The sequence below is a fragment of the Colwellia aquaemaris genome (assembly GCF_057548755.1).
On the sequence record NZ_BAAJLV010000001.1, the window covers coordinates 680,555 to 700,136 of the forward strand.

Sequence of the window (19,582 nt, forward strand, 5' to 3'; positions counted from 1 at the left end):
AAGCGTTTATTCCATGAAAGAAGATCTTTGTTGAATTTTTTCATTTAACAATGCTTCGAACTCTGCTGAGGTATACAAACCTAGCAGCTCTGCGGCATTGGCTAATGAAATATTATTATGATGTGCTTTATAAACAATCTGTGTTGACACGTCATAACCTAGCGTAGGTGCCAGCAACGTGATGACTGACAAATTTTGTCTCATATTACTTTGGATCTGACGCTCATTTAATTTCAGGCCATTAACACAGTTGTCGGCAAAAGATGCCATCACATCGCTCAATAGTTCAATACTTTCAATAATGTTATGAATGATCACTGGGCGATAGGTATTTAATTGCAATTGGCCACTTGAAGCTGCTATAGATACCGTTACATCATTACCAAATACTTGCAAGCAAACCATGGCCATTGCTTCACATTGAGTTGGGTTTATTTTCCCCGGCATGATTGAGCTACCAGGTTCATTTGCGGGTAAGTGCCATTCATTAAATCCACAACGGGGGCCACTACCTAGTAATTTAAAATCATTGGCCAGTTTAAATAGTACACTCGCAAGCTGCTTTAAAGCGCCGCTATAGCGAATTAGCGCATCCATGCCTGAAACCGCGGCATAACGGTTATGCTTGGCTTCAAAGGGCAATTGATATTGTTCTGCTAATAATATTGCGACTTTACTGCCAAAGTTTTCAGGAGCGTTCTCACCTTCGCCAACCGCAGTACCTCCAATTGCTAGCTGATATACATCATGCAAGCTGTCTGATATCGCTAATCTAACCTGTAATAGTTGATCACAATATCCAGAGAACACAGCACTGGTTGATATTGGTGTCGCGTCCATAAGGTGTGTCCTTGCAGTACTGGTTATACCTTTAAATTCCCATTGTTTATTTTGGAGTTCATCGTATAAATGAGTTATCGATTTTAACAACTGATTTTGCGTTAACAAGGCCACCACGATATGCATTGCACTTGGAAATACATCATTAGATGATTGTGACATGTTGACATGATCATTAGCATGGACGCGGTTATTAATATAATCTAGTTGATGGTTTTCAATATACTTTTTGTCTCTAAACTGATTTGCTAATTCACATATCACTTCATTAACATTCATATTAGTTTGTGTACCTGAACCTGTTTGCCAAATACTTAACGGAAACTGGTTAGGAAAGTCTTTTTCGAGTAGTTCATCACAAGCCACTACAATAGCTTGCAAATAATCATCACTTATTAGCCCTTCGTCATAATTAACTTGTGCGCATGCTCGCTTGATATTGATGAGAGTATCAATAAATTCTGTCGAGAAACTATGCTTACCAATATTAAAGTACTTTAACGATAACCGAGTTTGCTCTCCCCAAAGTTGCTTAGCTGCCTCCCTTTTTGTTGAATTTTGATCTGTTATTTGTTTGCTCATAAATACTGGTTTGCCACATAAGGCAAAACCCCTCCAGCAATAAAATAATCTAACTCCAGTGAACTATTAATACGTATAACCACAGGTAAAGTTACCGCTCCTTTTGAACCATCATATGCAGCTGAGTGTATCGTCACTAGTAACGTTTGGTTTGGCGTTAAAAGGTGGTTACTTTTATTATTGTCTACCATAACATCAACTAATTCATTGCCTTGTAAATGTAAACTTTCAATAGTTGTATCTATTGGCAATTGCAATGGCATGATCCCCATACCAACTAAATTACTTCGATGAATACGCTCAAATGATTCTGCAATTACCGCTTTAACACCGAGCAATTGACAACCTTTAGCCGCCCAATCTCGACTAGAACCAGTGCCATATTCTTTACCTGCAAATATCACCAAGGGGATGTTATTTTTTGCGTAATATTCACTTGCTGAAAAAATTGACATATGTACTTTGTTCTGCAAATGCTTGTCATCGAAAATTTTCGTTATCCCCCCTTGTTCCGGCGAAATGATCTTATTCTGTAGCCTGTTATTAGCAAATGTACCTCGTACCATCACCTCATGATTACCACGCCGAGCGCCATAACTATTAAATTGTTCAGGTGCGACACCTTTAGCAATAAGAAACTTGCCAGCCGGGCTATACGGGATAATTTGTCCTGCTGGGGAGATATGGTCTGTCGTAATGGAGTCGCCCAAAATTGCTAAAATGTTAGCTGATTTTATTTTTATCGGGCCGTGTATTTGATTACAACTATTTAATCCTTCTTGACCTGTTTGCGCTAATAGCTCGAAAAAAGGAGGTTGAATGATATAAGTTGAACGGCTATTCCACGGATAGCAGTCGGTATTGCTTATTGGTAAATCTTCCCATGCATGATCGCCAACTAGCATATCTTGATATGACAATGCATAACTCTCTTTGGTTATCGCATGCATTGTCTCGTTGACTAAATCATCATTTGGCCAAATATCACGTAAAAATGTTGCTTGACCATTCTTGTCGATACCCAGAGGTTCATTTTCAAAATTGATACGAGTATGTCCAACTAAAGCAAATGCAATAACAAGCGGAGGGGACATTAGCCAGTTTAATCGAACGGAGGGGTGAATACGGCCTTCAAAATTACGGTTTCCAGATAAAACAGCACCTACATTTAAATTACCTTCGCTAATTTGCTGTTCTATATCAGGGTCTAATGGCCCAGAGTTACCGATGCAAGTTGTACAACCAAAGCCAATACAATTAAAGCCGAGTTTGTCCAAATATTGCTGTAAGCCAGTACTATCAAGATAACGAGCAACAACTTGAGAGCCCGGAGCTAATGATGTTTTTACATTAGGGTTAATCTTCAGCCCTCGTTCAACGGCTGCTTTTGCCAATAATCCTGCCTGTAACATGACTTTCGGGTTAGAGGTATTAGTACAGGAAGTAATAGCCGCAATAACAATATCTCCGCAGGTTAAAGGCCTTAGTCTATAAGGTAAACTCTCTCTAGCAGGACAATGCCAATCAAGTTCGCTTACTTCTCTTGTTTTTCGTTTAATAACATTGAGAGAAAAACAATCTTGCGGTCGCTTTGGTCCAGCAACCGATGGCTCTATTGTATTAAGGTCTATGACAATATTTTCAGGGTATGTTGCATGAGCCTTAGAATCTTCATTCCATAATTTTTGCGCTAATGCATAGGTGTGAACACGTTCAACTAAAGCCGATGAACGATTAGTAAGCTTTAGGTATTCAATAACTTCACTATCAATGTGAAATAGGCCACAGGTCGCCCCGTATTCAGGAGCCATATTGGCAACCGTTGCCCTGTCGGCGATACTTAATTCTGAAGCACCGGAACCATAAAACTCAACGAATTTGCCAACGACACCATAGTTTCTCAATATTTGAGTGATAGTTAAGACTAAATCTGTTGCTGTGGTACCAACCTGCATTTTTCCTAGCAATTTAACGCCTACTATTTGAGGAGCACTGATACTCAACGGTTGGCCTAACATTACGGCTTCGGCCTCAATACCTCCGACTCCCCAGCCAAGCACACCCAAGCCATTAATCATCGTTGTATGGCTATCAGTACCGATCAATGTGTCTGGAATTAAAACATTAACTTCATCTCTAACCACTTGTGCTAAATATTCGAGGTTAATCTGATGACAAATACCACGCCCTGGCGGGATAATCGTTAAATTACTGAAAGAGGCTTGTGCCCATTTTAAGAATTGGTAACGCTCATGATTTCTCTCCATCTCACGTTGTTGATTATGCGTTAATGAAGTGGCGCTTCCGGCCTGATCTGCAATAAGTGAATGATCTATCACTAAATCAACTGGGCATACGGGATTTATAATAGTAGCATCACCGCTTTTATCTGTTATTGCATCTCGCATTGCTGCCAAGTCAACCAATGCAGGTACGCCTGTATAGTCTTGCATTAATACACGACTGGGGAAAAATGGAAATTCAAAGCTAGCTGGAGATGTTGAAACCACTATATTTTTGACTTTTTTGACAACATTTTGATAATTAAAAGTGTTATCAGTTGCGCAGTTTCTAAGGAAGTTTTCCAAAAATATTTTGGTAATGAATGGTATGTCACCCAAATTGAATTGAAAATCTTCAGCAAGCTTGTTTAACGACCAGTAGTAATAAATGCTACCTTTATTGTCTTTGTTATTGTCAATTAAACGCGTTAAGTACCTTTCTTGCCATGCGGCTTTATTTATTGGAATCATTGGATTGCTCCTTAGGAACATCTTGATCTAACGCTGCCGTATTTAATGCATCTTGAAAATTATTAAAATGTGAATTTTTATAACAATAACTTGTAATTTGCTTGCATAAAATACCGTACTTTTTCATCAATAGGTTTTGAGCCGTCACTGTCATCATTATGCTCACTCCATTTACGGTTAAAAAGAAACGGCGCGTAAAAAGAAGCGAACCGTATAACAATTAGACCTAGTTATTTTTGCCCGAATGGCTAATGCCATTAATAAATTTTAATAAATCACTGTCTGTTGACATAACCAGTGTTGTATTATCCGCAATAATGTCAGGGTAGGCTCGCATGGTGCGCGTAAATTGATAAAGCTGCATAGATTCTGGGCTTTGGCTGTAGGATTTTGCGTAAATATTCGCGGCCTGTGCATCGGCTAGTCCTCTAATGGTTTCAACCGCTTTATAAGCCTCTGATTGAATTTTATTTAAGTCTCTAACGCGGTTACCGCGTATTCTTGCCGCTTCGCCGTTACCTTCAGATAAGAATCGTTCGGCAATTTGCCTACGTTCACTGATCATACGATCATAAATTTTAGGGCGTACACTTTCATTGTAATTAATGCGCTTAAAACGAATATCAAGCAGTTCAATACCAAACACTTTGACTTTCTCAGCAGCGGCAGTAAATATCTCTTCTTCAACCCATTTTCGACCTTTCTTAATAGGCACTAAATTGCCCATTTTCAAATCTCTTTCAGCGTTAGTTAGCATGGCATCGCGAAGCGGCTTGCGGTCATTCGTGGTGCGAATTATTTCGATGAGTTTATGTTTTGCCACAGCATTGCGCGTTTCACTGCCTAATATATCGTCGAGCCGCGACTGCGCACTACGCTCATCTCGTAACCTTAAGAAATATTGCAGAGGATCGGTAATTCGCCAACGGGCAAAAAGGTCTACTGAAATATATAACTTATCTTTAGTTGGCATATCGGAGGGGGCACCATCCCATTCTAATATGCGCTTATCAATAGCGTTTACAGATTGAATGAAAGGCATTTTCGCGTTTAAGCCAGCGGTCATTACCGGCTCGCCAATTGGTTTACCAAACTGAGTAATGATCACTTGTTCTACTTCGTCTACGGTGTAAAGCGATTGCTGTAAAGTAGTGACAAAACACACCAATCCGATCAGGAAGATAATAGCTTTTTTGGAGATCATTGCTTTTCTCCTATTTTTAACATTTTATTTGATTGTTCAAGGTTAAGCAGTGGTAATATGTTGCTTGTTGATTTATCGATAATGATTTTAGAGTGCACTTGAGGTAGCACTTGCTGCATGGTTTCTATGTAAATACGGCGAAGTGTGACCTCTGGTGCTTTAATATATTGAACAAGTAAAGCATCAAACCTTGCTATATCTCCCTCAGCTTCATTGATACGTTTTAAGCGATATCCATCCGCCTCCCGGATTCGCTGATCTTTCTCCCCCAGTGCTAAAGGAATAATTTTGTTGTAGTCCCGTCTCGCTTCATTGATCAGCTTTTCTTTTTCTTGCTGTGCTTGATTCACCTCATTAAAAGATTCTTGCACAGGTTTAGGCGGGTTAATGTTCTTTAACTGCACTTGATCAATACTAATTCCCATAGTGTATTTAGTTGAAAGGGTTTGCATTTTTATTAATGCTTGTGATTCTATTTCTTGACGACCTATGGTAATTACTTCATCAACAGTTCGATCGCCAACCACTTCACGCATGACTGACTCAGAGACGTACCTAAGTGTTTCACTGGGCTCCCTGACTTCAAATAGAAATTTAACGGGATCTAAAATTCGATATTGCACGACCCATTCAACTAAGGCGGCATTAAGGTCACCTGTCACCATTTGAGTTTCACGCTGTTCGTCATGGTTTAAGCTATTTTGAAACGGATCCTGAGCACCAGACGTTGTAAAACCAAATTCCTGTTTTAATTGTCGCTTAACGGGAACAGTGGTTGCGGATTCAATACCAAAAGGAAATTTAAAATGCAGCCCAGGTGGTACCTCTCTTACGTACATGCCAAATCGTTTAACAATAGCAACAGAATCACTTGGAATGGTATACACTGAAGTCCAAACAGTGAAACCCAAAAGAATAAAAAGTAGTAGCCATAAGAAATTAAGGAAACTCCCACCAGGCAAAAAACCTTGAAACTTAGGCAAAATATTTTTAAAAAGTTGATCTAAATCGGGTGGAACAGGCGATTTATCGCCCCATGGACCTCCAGGAGGAGGTGTGACGTTAGTAGGCATAATAATGCCCTCTGAATAAATGACCTTAATTGATCACTTACACTTATATATTGGGTCAAAAAACAAACAATCAAGGGGCGCTATGTATTAACGCATTTAAATGTGTCGATAAAAGTGTATAAAACTTATTTCTAGCAAGACTTTGTCTTTAATATTAGGACGATGTTTGACTCAATATTAGCTTTTGTTGAGCTCATATTAAATTTCAAATTTTTTCTGAGCGATAACAATCAATACATCAAACATATTGAACAGTTTAGTTTTTAGTAATTTAAATACAGCCACACTTTTTATATTCGACCTCCCAACTTTTGAAGCGATTTTCAACAATAGCTAAGGCATTCTCTGTCATTGGCTTTGCTGTACTATTTACCTTAAAATAAAAAGCGAGCGTAGCAACAGCTGTTGTTTTGTTTGTAAACGTACAATCTGCCGTGAATGTCGTCGACTTCTGTTTGAGAAGTCATAAATGCTAGTACTCATAAAACCTTATGATTTTCAAAGAGTTTAAAAATTTAAGTTATTGATTTTAAATATGAGATTTAGGCATGTTATTTTCAAAATCCGTAGCTTTCGAGCGTGACGGCTCAAGTCAGTCTTCCGGTACCATTTCAATCGTCAATTGATTGAAAACATAAACCAGCTTTTTAGCTGTTTTTTTTATGCCTGATTTTTAGTCGTTTAAATAATGGGCAAGCGGTCCCTATTGTAAATCCGCTGTTATCTCTTGGCTTGCTGGCCGCCTTGAATAGGCTTTTGAAATAAATAACCTAGCTTCAATTCTGTGCTTGGCTAGTAATAATTTGTTAATTTTTAACACTTTTATTGCTCAGTTATTTTTGTATACTTAAACTTACCGAATTTTCGATAAATGTGTATCAAGGAAAGTCATTGGAAGAGTTTTTAGCGCAGTTACGGCAGCGACAAGTATTTAAGGTAGCAACCATTTATGCTGTTTCGGCGTGGCCGCTAATTCAAATTGCTGATTTGGCAGTTCCGGCATTAGGCCTACCCGATAGTGTGATGACCTTGCTGTTGAAGATTTTCATTTTTGGTTTCCCAGTAAGTTTAATTTTTGCTTGGTTGTTTAACTTTACCAGTCAAGGCATAGTGCGAGCAGAGGAATCTGATGCGCCAATTGATGGTAGTCGTAGCCAAGTTAATTTAAGAACAACCATTACCGTTGCCGGCAGTTTAGTTTTAGCGTTAGCTGTTACATTGTTAAGCCAAGTGTTTTTTTCTGATCCACAAGTTGCCATTGAACCTAGTACGTCACCTGAAAGAGTGCCGCAAATTAAAGCGACATTAGCGAAAGAAAATAATAAAGAGTCAATCGCTATTTTACCCTTTGTTGCCTTAAGTTCTGATCCTGAAGATGAGTACTTTGCCGATGGTATGGTTGAAGAACTATTGAATTTATTAGCAAAAAACTCCGAGCTACAAGTGGCGGCAAGAACGTCCTCATTTGCTTATAAAAATGTCACGAAGAAAACCATACCAGAAATTGGTCGCGAACTTGGCGTAAAAACTATTTTAGAAGGCAGTATTCGCAAGAATGACACCACCAATAAAATACGGGTAACGGCACAGTTAATTAATGTGGCATCCGGTGAGCATATTTGGTCTGAAACTTATGATCGAGAATACCGTGACGTTTTTCAAATTCAAGACGAAATTGCTAATGCCGTAGTAGATAAATTGAAAGTGACTTTGTTAGGGCAAGCAAAACTTAGCAATCACGAAAAAGGTACCCACAGTATTGACGCTATGGTGGCCTATGGTAAAGGGCAAAAAGAATTATCACACCGAACAGCAGCATCAATTGAAAAAGCGTTATCGCACTTTAAACAAGCCATTCAAGCGGATGATGAATATGCTAGAGCATATGTTGGTGTTGCTAATGCCAATATATTACTCGCCCTATATGGCACACTCTCTGAAAAAGTCGCTTACAAAAGTGCGCAAGTTGCAATAAATAGAGCTTTAGAGTTGGCACCAGAGCTAGCCGATGCTCATGCGTCACAAGGGTTACTGCTAAGTGATAGTGAACCAGAACAAGCGGAATCATCGTTTAAAAAAGCTATTAGTCTTAACCCTAATTATGCCATGGCGTATATGTGGTATGGCTCGTTATACCGAAATCGTGGTGATATTTCTGCTGCACACAAGTTGTTTGAACAAGCATTTGAACTTGACCCGCAATCGCCTGTTGCCGCATATAATGTTGCTTGGTGCTATTACCAACAAGGTGATGAAAGCAAAGCCATGACTTTATTTTCACAAATTATTGCTAATGATCCATATTACCCTGGTGCTTATAACCTGGCCGGCGATATCTTGAAAACACGAGGCAGGCTTGACGAATCACTAGAAATGTATGAAAGAGCATTGCAAGTTGACGCTGGTAATAAGGGAGCTATTAAAGGCTTATTATGGGCTAATATGGATTTGAACAACCAGAGTGATACAGAGCAATGGTTCGCCTATTTGAGTACACATGCAAACCTGTTTTCTGAGGCTGATATCATTTTTCTGCAAGCGCGATTTTCTGCCAGTAAAGGTGACACGGAACAGGCAATGTCACTACTTGAACAAGTTAACTATGATGATTCCAAACCTGCCTTGAAATTTTATGTTGCAGGTGAAATAGCGTATTACAAGGGCAACTATGCACAAGCAGTGAATGCGTATGAGCAACTACAAAGTTCTCAGCTAGCGCATAATAATTTCTTTTACCACATGCTTGATGGTCAAGCGGTGTTGCATTTATCGTTCGCATATCAGCAAATTGAGCAACTTGAAAAAGCCAAGGCATTGATTGCTGATTATGAAAAATATTTACTACAGCTAATTTCAAATAGTAATAATAACCCGGAAATTTTTTACAACATGACGTTAGTAAAAGCGCTGCAAGATGAAGAAAGCGAAGCTTTTAGCTTTTTTCAAAGTGCCATAGATGCAGGTTGGGTACAGGCTTGGAAAGTGGAGGTAGAGCCAATACTAACTGAGCTAGCGAAAACTCAACGTTTTAGCCAAATGTTTGGTGGTGTTAAAGCCCGATTAGAAAATATGAAATCGCGAGTGAAAGAGCAAGGGAGTTTTTTACTCGTTGATAACTAAATAATAACTAGCATAGCAAAGCTTTTGTTATGCAGGTTGTTTATCCTCAGATCTTTTTCAATTTATTCAGCAAAACTGAATTCCTACAAATATTACTAATTGCCAGCAGGTCAGGTTTTATTCTTGTTGGCTATTTCTTAGACAAGTTTGTTCTTTATGTGGCCACTGTTGCACATACCTTATGGTTATTCTTTTTTATAACAGTTAGTTAGGTTCTTATTAAGTGTCTTGCTTAATTATTATGCTTTATCTTGTTTAGAATATAGCTTGACGTAATATATTGTATACAATATAACCTGTCGGTGTATTAAAAATATGCACTGAATTTTTCTTGTTTTTTAATTGCTTATCATTAGCTAATTAATAAACAGCTTCATTCAATAAGTGAAATAAGGCTAATAAATTAGTCAATAACAATAATAAATATGAAGGAAAGTAAGATGAAACTTACCCGTATGTTTTTCGCTGTATCGGCAGCCCTAATGGTTGATACTGCATTTGCCAATAGTGATGTGCACCTTGTTCATGACCACAAACCCAATATAGAAAATACCATTGAAGTCGATATTAGAGAGCAAGATCCGACTGCTCGTGATGTTAATGCAGAACAAAGCCCTATTGAAGCTAGCATTATACAAAGCTTTTCATTTAGTCCTCGTACGCAGTCGGCTATTGCAAACGCTTGTGTAAGCAGTGCTGACCTAGCGGCAGTTTCAGGTACGGCTCGGGCAAATTTAATAAAATCGGAGGCAGATTATCAGTGTTTTGAGAATAATATTTGGACGACGCCATCTGCAAATATGCAAGCCTTGTTTAATGAAAATGCAATGATAGCTATCGCTAATGAAGCCCGTGTATTAGCCGAAGCTTACGATGGTACAACGGCAAATAATTTACGCTACTTTGTGGCCTATATTCGTGCAGGGCAGTGGATGCAAGAACAAGCCGCTAATTCCGCTATCATAGGAGATTATAGCTCGGCTGTGAGCACTGCCGTAGTGAGTTTTCTCAATGCACTTGCTGCGAATACTAATTACTACAATACGGACGAAACACACGCCTATTTAGCAAAAGAGGCGATGATTTTAATGTATGCTCTTTCTGCGAATGACCGTTATCGCTATTTACCAAAAGTAATAGGCTTACTAGAGCGCTATCAAAAAGAGTGGGGCGCAAATGCTCAGAATTGGTTTACTAAATCGCTAATTTATATTTACCGAGCCAAGGATGATGCTGCGTTTATTTCTGCAGTTCAGGCTGAACAAGGCTTAATAAATGCACTCGACCAGTTTTTAAAAAATAATACTGCGATGATAGGGCATGCACAGGAAGCTCAATATAATGATGTAGCATCAGAGTTTGGCCGAATGCTGAAATATAGTGGCCAAACACGTACACAAGCTCAAAATGATATTAGAGACTTTTTGGCCCGTACAGATATGACAGGCACGACTTCAAAATCGTGGTTTAAAGTCATTAATCAAGTTAATTATTATGACTCGAATAATTGCAGCTTTTACAATACATGTAATTATAAAGCCGAGTTAGAGGCTGTAATTTTACCTATAACACACTCATGTAGTGCAACGTTAAGAATTCGTGCGCAAGAATTAACTAATGCACAACTTACGGAAGTTTGTGATGAATTGGCGACGCGGGAAAGCTACTTTCATGAAAAGTTAAATACTAATAATGTGCCAGTTGCAGACGATAATAACTCAACATTAGAGCTAGTTATTTATAACAACACAGACCAATATAAACGTTTTTCTTATAATATTTTTGGTAATAGTGTCGATAATGGTGGCCAATACCTAGAAGGTGACCCTTCGGTCGTTGGCAATATTCCACGTTTTTTCGCTCATGAAGCTGATTGGTTATTGCCAGAGTTTAAAGTTTGGAACCTTAATCATGAATATGTACATTATCTAGATGGGCGTTTTAATACTTACGGTGATTTTAGAGACTTTAACGCTCACGATTCTGTGTGGTGGGGAGAAGGTATCGCAGAGTACATTGCAAAGAAAAACTTTGATGATGGTGCTATCGCTGAAGCTCGTAAGAACACTTATAAACTAAGTGAGTTATTTAAAACTAACTATAACGATCATGACTCGACACGTATTTATAAGTGGGGCTATTTGGCGGTGCGTTTTATGTTTGAACAGCAACCAGCGCAAGTTGATAACATACTTGCAGAGCTAAGAGTGGGAGATTTTGCAGGTTATAACAGTATTTTGACTAATATTGGTAGCAGTTTAGACGCCCAGTTTGCAACTTGGTTACAAACGGTAGAAAGCACGGAAGATACCATAATAATTCCTGACGATAATGTTTTAACTAATGGTCAAACGGTAACGATTAAATCTGATGGCAGCGAGCAACCGAGTTATCAATTTGATATTCCAGCCAACGCAAGTAATTTAGTTATTCAATCGTCAGGTGGCACAGGTGATGTTGACCTTTATGTTAAAGCAGGTAGTGAAGCAACATTAAACAATTGGGATTATCGACCTTACAAAGGCGGTAATAGTGAAACAGTTAATGTTGCTACGCCTGTGCAAGGTACTTGGTACGTAATGGGCAACCCATACGGAAATAGAGTGTTTGATAATGTTAGCTTAACAGCAAGTTGGACGGTTGATGATGGCACTGGTGGCGGTGGTACGGGCAATACTAATGCTTGTGACACGCAATCTGCAATAACCCGAGGAAACTTAGAAGATAATCAAGCTGTGTGCTTAGGCAGTCAAACAGTTTATATGGCGATTTATGTTGCAAATGGTTCAACGTCATTAACTATTTCTACACAAGGTGGTAATGGCGACGCCAGTATTTATCAATCAGCTGCTGGCTGGCCAAGTAGTAACAATTACCAAAACAGTGCCGTAACTTCAGGTAGTAGCGACGAGTCTATTGTTGTTAATAACCCAAGAGCTGGCTGGCACTATTTGATGGTAACAGGGCAGCAATCCGGCACACAATTAGTTGCTGATTTTGAGTAATATCGATATTAGTTAATTCAATTATAAGTTGACGATGTAAAAACAATAAAAGCGAAAGGCCCAAAAAATAATTTTGGGCCTTTTTTTCTTCGCCAGATAATCACCTTTGTATAAATTCAAAAAGTTGTTTTGTATGAAAAACGTACTAATCTCTATAGGTATAAAACGACATGGAGGTTGCTGTGCATGGATGAAAAGCAATCACAAACACAGTAAAACTTGCTAATAGTTTCTGGTTCGTTTTTTTGTGTTTATAGTTCGGTGCAACATGTTTTTTCATACCGTTAACGTTCATAGCTAAGTATCTTATGTTTTTGAAAATCAAAGAATATCTTTATCAAAAGATGCTGTTCTTTCACGATAAATGAACCTACCACGTACTTTAAATTAAGTTGCTGAGCAAAAAATTGGAGGATAAAGATTATGACACCAGAATATATTGTTGTTCATACCGCCGCTTTTAATGGCAATAATTGTGATCGTGACATGATAGATCGTTGGCATAAAGTTAGAAATTGGTCAGGGATTGGCTATCACTTTGTAATTTTAAATGACAAGCATAGTAGTAAAGCTGATGGCACGATTGAAAATGGTCGAGCCACCAATAAAGCAGGAGCGCATGCTCTTGGCTTAAATAGCCGTTCACTTGGAATTTGCTGCATAGGCCATGGCGATATCAATGACTTTACGCCGGCGCAATATGAAAGTTTATATCAGCTTGTTAGACAATTAATGACAGAATACTCCATCCCTGTCGATAAAGTGATAGGCCATCGAGAATTAAACACGTTAGCGGATAATGAGGTAATATCCTCTCGTTACCGTACCAGTAAATCTTGCCCAGGTAATAAAATTGATATGGACTTTATTCGTCAACAATTGCCGGGTAACCTGAAAACAGAAGAAGACCAAACTTCTCTAGTGTCGGCCGAGTCGCGATTAGCCATAACAAATGCCATTGCCGTTTTACAGCAGCATAGCGCACAGTTTCCCAATGCTCAGGATGAACTAAATGAATTTGTTTATCATCCTGAGGTTATTGCGATTAGGCAGTAAAGGTTCGTAACGTTAATACAAAACGGCTTGCATGGCTTTTGTTGCTGCAATTGGCTGCTGAGCTTGAGTTATTGCCGTTACCACAGCAACACCACTGACGCCTGTTTGCCAAACTTGCGGTGCCCGCTGCAGGTTAATACCGCCTATTGCGACTACTGGAATATCATTGGTTAAATTCATTAACTGCTGTAAATTACTTATACCCTGTATTTGTCCGGTCATATCTTTAGTTTTTGTTGGGAATATTGCACCAACAGCTAAGTATGAAGGTTGCAACTGTTGCGCTAATAAAAGCTCATAGCAACCATGGGTACTAACGCCAAGCCGTAATCCTGCGGCAGAAATAGCTGTTAAATCTGCTTTAGCTAAGTCTTCTTGACCAATATGAACACCATAAGCGCCATACTTTATTGCCAGTTGCCAATGATCGTTGATAAATAGTCGGCATTGATAATCTCGCGCTAACGTTATTGCTTTTACAATGATTGGCTCTAACGCTTCATCAGACATATTTTTAATGCGTAACTGAATAATTTTAATACCTAAAGGCAGCAAAAGTGTGAGCCATTCAATTGAGTCTACCACAGGGTATAAACCTAATTTTTCGCCTTTTGCTAAGTTTAGGGAAGGAAACGTTGATGGAGGCGAGATATCACCTTCTTGGTTGATAACTTGTGGAAAATAGGCGGGTTTTGTTGGCCAAGGCCCTTGCTCAAAAGCGCCGTAATAATGATTGTTTTTGTCTATTCTATTAGTACTTATCGCTAAGCCTTGGTTAATAAAGGTTTTACTTAAAGTGAATGCGTCTCTAAGCAAATAGCCGTGTGCTAAAAAGCTGGTTAGCGCACTAGCAAAGCTGCAGCCACCACCATGGCTATGGCTAGTCTCGATATAAGCAGATTGTAGTTGGTAGCGTTGCAAGTCATTATTCGCTAATTTCTGCACACACGTATCAAGGCAGTATTTCCTGACACTGTAGGTATTACTTATGTCATTTTGATGACCGCCTTTAACGATCACAGCATTGCAGCCTAAGCTTATTATTTTTTCACTTATCGCTATATTGTTGTCGTTTCCGGTGTCGCTATTGATAAGTTTGCTGAGTTTTTTAGCCTCATTAAGGTTGGGAGTAATAACGTCTAGCAACGGCATTAATGGTAGTAATGCCTCGGCAGGAATGTTAGATAAACTGCCGCCAACACTGGCTTGGCCAACAGGATCATAAACCACGATTAAGTCTGCTATTTGCTGTTTCAGCTCTGACAGTAAATTCACCAGCCAATTTATTTGGGCACTGTTGGTGATTAAGCCGATTTTTATCGTGCGTGGTGGTTTATCAAAACGTAGCGCCTGTGCTTGCTCTGCTAATATTGCTATCTCGGTAGGATTTATCGATAAAAGTTTAGTCGAGTTTTGTACGGTATTGGCGGTAATTAAATGACAAACTTCAACATCAAGGCGATGGCCTGTTTTTATATCTGCCGCAATGCCAGCACCGCCCGAGCAGTCGGCTCCCGAAATTGTCCAAATAATAGGTTTTATTTTCTGCAGCGTATGCTCGGCTGGTGATTTTGTCATGAGTTATTCTCTACATGGTGCCAAAAAGGCGTATCTAAGGTTGGAGTGCTTGGTTGTGCTGTTTGACGCTCTGGCATAGTGCCAGCAACATAACCTGACTCACCTGCTGCTATTGCTTTGGCAAATGCTTTCGCCATTAATACAGGATTGTCGGCAAGTGCAACGGCACTATTAAGAAGTACACCGTCATAGCCCATTTCCATGGCAAGACAGGCATCTGATGGTTTGCCAATGCCTGCGTCGAGTATTAAGGTTGCTTCAGGTAATCGCATGCGAATACACTGTAAATTGTACGGATTCATCAAGCCTTTTCCTGTTCCAATAGGCGATGCCCAAGGCATGATGACTTGACAGCCTAAGTGGTAAAGACGCTGACAAATGACTAAATCATCAGTGCAATACGGTAGTACTTTAAAGCCATCAGCGAGTAATTGTTCGGCGGCGGTAAGTAATTCGACAGGGTCAGGTTGTAGGTTATAGTCATCACCTATGACTTCTAGCTTTATCCAATCTGTGTTAAATAACTCTCGGCTCATTTTCGCCAGTGTTACTGCTTCTTTAGCATTTTTACAGCCGGCAGTATTTGGCAATAAAAATCCTTGCCTTTGCTTTACTATATCTTGGATATAGAGCCATATTTTTTCGCCTGCTTGTGCATGCGGGTTTTGCCGTTTAAGTGACAAAGTCACCACTTGTGATTCGCTGGCAAGTATTGCTTGTTTCATAACTTCAGGAGAAGGGTAAAGCGCTGAGCCAATCAGTAAACGGCTATTGAGTTGCTGGCCATAAATAGTTAATGACATTTGTTAACCTCCAACAACGGGAAATAATATATCGATACTGTCGCCATTTTTGATGTTGGTAACTGCATAGTCATCTTTACCAACAAACTCGCTATTAAGCGCTAATGCAAAGCTTTGTTGTAACTGATTTTTTGGCAGTGTTTCTGGTAATGTTTGCTCGATAGTAATGGGGCTTGGCAAGTGAGATAAATCGAACACTTTGCCATTTAAGTAGATTTTCATGCTATATCTCGGTTAATTTATCTGTTGAATTCGATGTTATGGGTAACAAATGGGAATATTGATAGTGTTCGGCTTCCTTGCTACTTTTTTGGAATAAATAATTAACGTGCTCAATAACTTGCGAAAGCACCACGGGTGCTATTAAAAAACCATGGCGATATAGGCCATTGACTTGTATTAAATTATCTTTGCTAATTATTTTTGGTTGGTTATTGCTAAAGGCTGGGCGAAGTTGACTTATATGCTGGCGAATATTGGCTTCAGCAAAGCCCGAATGTACGCTATAGGCGGCACTTAGTAATTCCATAGCTGAGCGTACCGTCATTGGGCCAGTATCGTCACTTTCAATTTCGGTTGCACCTACCACAAAGTGACCTTTCCCTTTGGGGGCAATATAAAGTTGGTAGCGTGGGTGCATTAACCTTACAGGCCTTGAAATGTTGACTTCGGGAGCAAAAAGTTGAAATAGTTCGCCACGTACAGCGCGTAAATCTTTAAGCTCAGCGTTTGTTAAATCTCCTCTTGCTATCGAGCTTTTTGCACCTATACCACGACAATCAATAATTAAATCAAATGCTTTTTGTATTTCTGAGCCGTTTCCCGTTTGATAACTTAGTTTTGTTTTATTGGTGTTTATTCCGGTAACTCTGCTGTTGCTAAACCAGTTGATTCCCTCACTAAATAACTGTTCTTTTAGTGAAATGAGTAACTTACGATTGCCAATTTGCCCCTCGTCTGGCAAAAATATGGCTTGTGAAAAACGATGGCTGAGCTCAGGCTCGAGATTGAACAATTGCTGGCGATTTACTTGTTGGCGCTGATGTGAGCTGTAATTATTCGCTAGAAAACGTTGTAGTCGATGGTAGTCGCCAATATCTTGCTCGTGGCTGACAACCAGTGAGCCTTTTTGTTGGAAAAAATTGTAACCTGATAAAGTGCTAAGTAGTTGCGGCCACAATGTTAGTGACGCAAAGCCCATACTGACAATGTTTGCTGGGCTATGCATGGCTTCACCAAGTGGTGTTAGTAAACCTGCGGCCGCATAAGCCGCGCTTTGTTGACCGTTTTTGTCATCTTTGTCGAACAAGGTTACCTGATAGCCTTGTCGATTCAGCGACAAAGCTATCAAACGGCCCATGAGTCCGGCGCCAATTATTGCGATGGATGGCATGGTTATATTCCTCGCCGTTATTCAGCTAAGGTTTTATCTATGCTGTGGTAAATCTCACTGCCGCTGGCTTTAAATTCTTGTGATTTTTTAGCCATACCTTGAGCGGAAATGTCGATAGTTTCATCAAGTAATTTTATTTTGATTGCTTGCTCTTGACCATGTTCATCTATCTCAGCGGCATAATCTCGGACTTCTTGAGATATTTTCATAGAGCAAAATTTCGGACCACACATGGAGCAAAAGTGGGCAACTTTACCTGACTCTTGAGGCAAGGTTTCGTCATGGTAGGCACGGGCGCGTTCTGGGTCTAAACCGATATTGAATTGATCGTACCAACGAAACTCAAAGCGTGCCTTTGACATGGCATTGTCGCGAATTTGGGCACCCGGATGACCTTTAGCTAAATCCCCTGCGTGTGCGGCAATTTTATAGGTTATTAGTCCTTCTTTAACATCTTCTTTATTTGGTAAGCCTAAGTGTTCTTTTGGTGTTACATAACAAAGCATGGCACAGCCATACCAACCTATATTCGCCGCGCCAATGCCAGAAGTTATATGATCATACCCTGGTGCAATATCTGTGGTTAGCGGCCCCAAGGTATAGAAAGGGGCTTCACCACAATGCTTTAATTGCTCGGTCATATTTTTTTGTACCATATGCAGGGGTACATGCCCGGGGCCTTCGATAATGGTTTGTACATCGTGTTGCCAAGCTATTTTAGTTAATTCACCAAGCGTTTTTAACTCTGAAAATTGCGCTTCATCATTAGCATCAGCGACAGAGCCGGGGCGTAAACCATCTCCTAAGGAGAATGAGACATCGTATGCTTTTAAGATTTCGCAGATATCTTCGAAATGAGTATAAAGGAAGTTTTCTTTATGATGCGCTAAACACCATTTCGCCATAATAGAACCACCACGGGAAACAATGCCGGTGACTCGTTTTGCAGTCATGGGAATGTAACGTAAAAGCACACCAGCATGAATGGTAAAGTAATCAACGCCTTGTTCGGCTTGTTCAATTAAGGTGTCGCGGAATATCTCCCAAGTAAGGTCTTCAGCAATGCCATTGACTTTTTCTAAGGCTTGATAAATAGGCACGGTACCAATGGGTACTGGAGAATTGCGGATGATCCACTCGCGGGTTTCATGAATATAGCGACCTGTTGAAAGGTCCATCACCGTATCTGCGCCCCATTTAGTTGACCAAACGAGTTTCTCTACTTCTTCTTCAATTGACGAGGTAACAGCGGAATTGCCAATATTAGCGTTTACTTTTATTAAAAAGTTACGTCCTATAATCATAGGCTCGGATTCAGGGTGATTGATATTAGCAGGAATAATGGCTCTACCACGGGCCACTTCTTCACGGACAAATTCCGGGGTAATTTGCTCTGGAATATTGGCACCGAATGACTGTCCTTGGTGTTGTTGAAGTAATAAATCGTCCTTTACTTCTTGGCGCTTCAAGTTTTCGCGAATGGCGATATATTCCATTTCAGGGGTAATAATGCCTTGGCGGGCATAGTGCATTTGGGTGACATTTTTTCCGACTTTTGCTTTGCGTACTTTTGGTAAATGTTCAAAGCGTATGTGATCTAGCCCTTCATCTGCTAAGCGTTGCTGACTATAGCTAGAGCTTTTACCGGATAAAAATTCTACATCGCCGCGCGCGTCAATCCAGTTATCGCGCAAACGGGGAATACCTTGGTGAACATCGATTTCAATAGCGCCATCGGTATAGAAACCTGATGTATCATAAACACATAAAGGGGCATTTTTTTCATACACGGCGTTATCTTTGGTACCACTAACTAAGGTATCGGAGAGTATTATTTCGCGCATACCGACACGAATATCGTGTATTTCTCCGGGTACATAAACTTTTTTTGAATTTGGAAATGATTGATCGGCAACATTCTTTAAAAAATTTGCTGCTTGCTCGCGACGCTCGCGTCTAGAAATTGAACTCATGGTCTCTCACCTGTTTTTATAAATAAAAGTTAGGCGGAGCTATATTGGGGTAGTAACGAGGAGAAACAAAATTAGCAATAATAGAAAATTGCTAGTGATGCTACTCACTTGTTCCCTTCGCAGATGTTAATCTAATCAGGTTCTACGGATCCCGCTTTCGCGATCTCAGCCCTATGGCACTCCGACAAGTCAATACGTTTAG

The 19,582-nt window shown here is 39.7% G+C and carries 13 protein-coding genes and 1 riboswitch; of the genes, 3 read left to right on the plus strand and 10 right to left on the minus strand.

The annotated features are described in order from the left end of the window. Window positions 1-6: 6 nt before the first annotated feature. The 5 genes from AC27HL_RS03010 to hflK form a co-directional block, all read right to left on the minus strand. Window positions 7-1,422 (minus strand): class II fumarate hydratase, encoded by a 1,416-nt coding sequence (locus AC27HL_RS03010; RefSeq protein ID WP_487078884.1) that lies wholly within the window; start codon window positions 1,420-1,422, stop codon window positions 7-9. Continuing rightward, window positions 1,419-4,175 (minus strand): aconitate hydratase AcnA, encoded by a 2,757-nt coding sequence (acnA, locus tag AC27HL_RS03015; protein ID WP_487078885.1) that lies wholly within the window; start codon window positions 4,173-4,175, stop codon window positions 1,419-1,421. The genes AC27HL_RS03010 and acnA overlap by 4 nt, the downstream gene beginning before the upstream one ends. Beyond that, window positions 4,159-4,332, minus strand: coding sequence for a hypothetical protein (locus AC27HL_RS03020; protein ID WP_487078886.1), 174 nt, complete (start codon window positions 4,330-4,332; stop codon window positions 4,159-4,161). The genes acnA and AC27HL_RS03020 overlap by 17 nt, the downstream gene beginning before the upstream one ends. Before the next feature lie 69 nt (window positions 4,333-4,401). After that, window positions 4,402-5,379, minus strand: coding sequence for a protease modulator HflC (gene hflC, locus AC27HL_RS03025; RefSeq protein WP_487078887.1), 978 nt, complete (start codon window positions 5,377-5,379; stop codon window positions 4,402-4,404). Beyond that, window positions 5,376-6,452 carry an FtsH protease activity modulator HflK gene (hflK, locus tag AC27HL_RS03030; RefSeq protein ID WP_487078888.1) on the minus strand — a complete coding sequence of 359 codons (1,077 nt, stop codon included), beginning with the start codon at window positions 6,450-6,452 and terminating at the stop codon, window positions 5,376-5,378. The genes hflC and hflK overlap by 4 nt, the downstream gene beginning before the upstream one ends. A gap of 891 nt (window positions 6,453-7,343) precedes the next feature. Here hflK and AC27HL_RS03035 point away from each other — a divergent pair. From AC27HL_RS03035 to AC27HL_RS03045, 3 genes are all read left to right on the plus strand, one after another. Then, a complete protein-coding gene (locus AC27HL_RS03035; protein WP_487078889.1) occupies window positions 7,344-9,572 on the plus strand; it encodes a tetratricopeptide repeat protein in 2,229 nt (742 codons plus the stop codon). Between the two features lie 440 nt (window positions 9,573-10,012). After that, on the plus strand, window positions 10,013-12,577 hold the full coding sequence (locus tag AC27HL_RS03040) for a M9 family metallopeptidase (protein WP_487078890.1): 2,565 nt from the start codon (window positions 10,013-10,015) through the stop codon (window positions 12,575-12,577). A 423-nt stretch (window positions 12,578-13,000) separates the two neighbouring features. Beyond that, window positions 13,001-13,633 carry an N-acetylmuramoyl-L-alanine amidase gene (locus AC27HL_RS03045; protein WP_487078891.1) on the plus strand — a complete coding sequence of 211 codons (633 nt, stop codon included), beginning with the start codon at window positions 13,001-13,003 and terminating at the stop codon, window positions 13,631-13,633. A gap of 12 nt (window positions 13,634-13,645) precedes the next feature. On the opposite strand, the gene thiE is transcribed toward AC27HL_RS03045, so the two are convergent. Genes thiE through thiC form a run of 5 tightly spaced genes read right to left on the minus strand, consistent with a single transcriptional unit; the run spans window position 13,646 to window position 19,380 of the window. Next, complete coding sequence (gene thiE, locus AC27HL_RS03050; RefSeq protein ID WP_487078892.1) at window positions 13,646-15,211, minus strand: thiamine phosphate synthase; 1,566 nt, start codon at window positions 15,209-15,211, stop codon at window positions 13,646-13,648. Beyond that, a complete protein-coding gene (locus AC27HL_RS03055) occupies window positions 15,208-16,014 on the minus strand; it encodes a thiazole synthase (RefSeq protein ID WP_487078893.1) in 807 nt (268 codons plus the stop codon). Before AC27HL_RS03055 ends, thiE begins: the two co-directional genes overlap by 4 nt. A gap of 3 nt (window positions 16,015-16,017) precedes the next feature. After that, window positions 16,018-16,236, minus strand: coding sequence for a sulfur carrier protein ThiS (gene thiS / locus AC27HL_RS03060; RefSeq protein WP_487078894.1), 219 nt, complete (start codon window positions 16,234-16,236; stop codon window positions 16,018-16,020). Window position 16,237: 1 nt separating this feature from the next. Next, window positions 16,238-17,407, minus strand: coding sequence for an FAD-dependent oxidoreductase (locus AC27HL_RS03065; protein ID WP_487078895.1), 1,170 nt, complete (start codon window positions 17,405-17,407; stop codon window positions 16,238-16,240). A 17-nt stretch (window positions 17,408-17,424) separates the two neighbouring features. Next, entirely contained in the window at window positions 17,425-19,380 is a 1,956-nt protein-coding gene (gene thiC, locus AC27HL_RS03070; RefSeq protein ID WP_487078896.1) for a phosphomethylpyrimidine synthase ThiC, read from the minus strand. Window positions 19,381-19,475: 95 nt separating this feature from the next. Then, window positions 19,476-19,574, minus strand: a riboswitch (TPP riboswitch). Window positions 19,575-19,582: the final 8 nt, after the last annotated feature.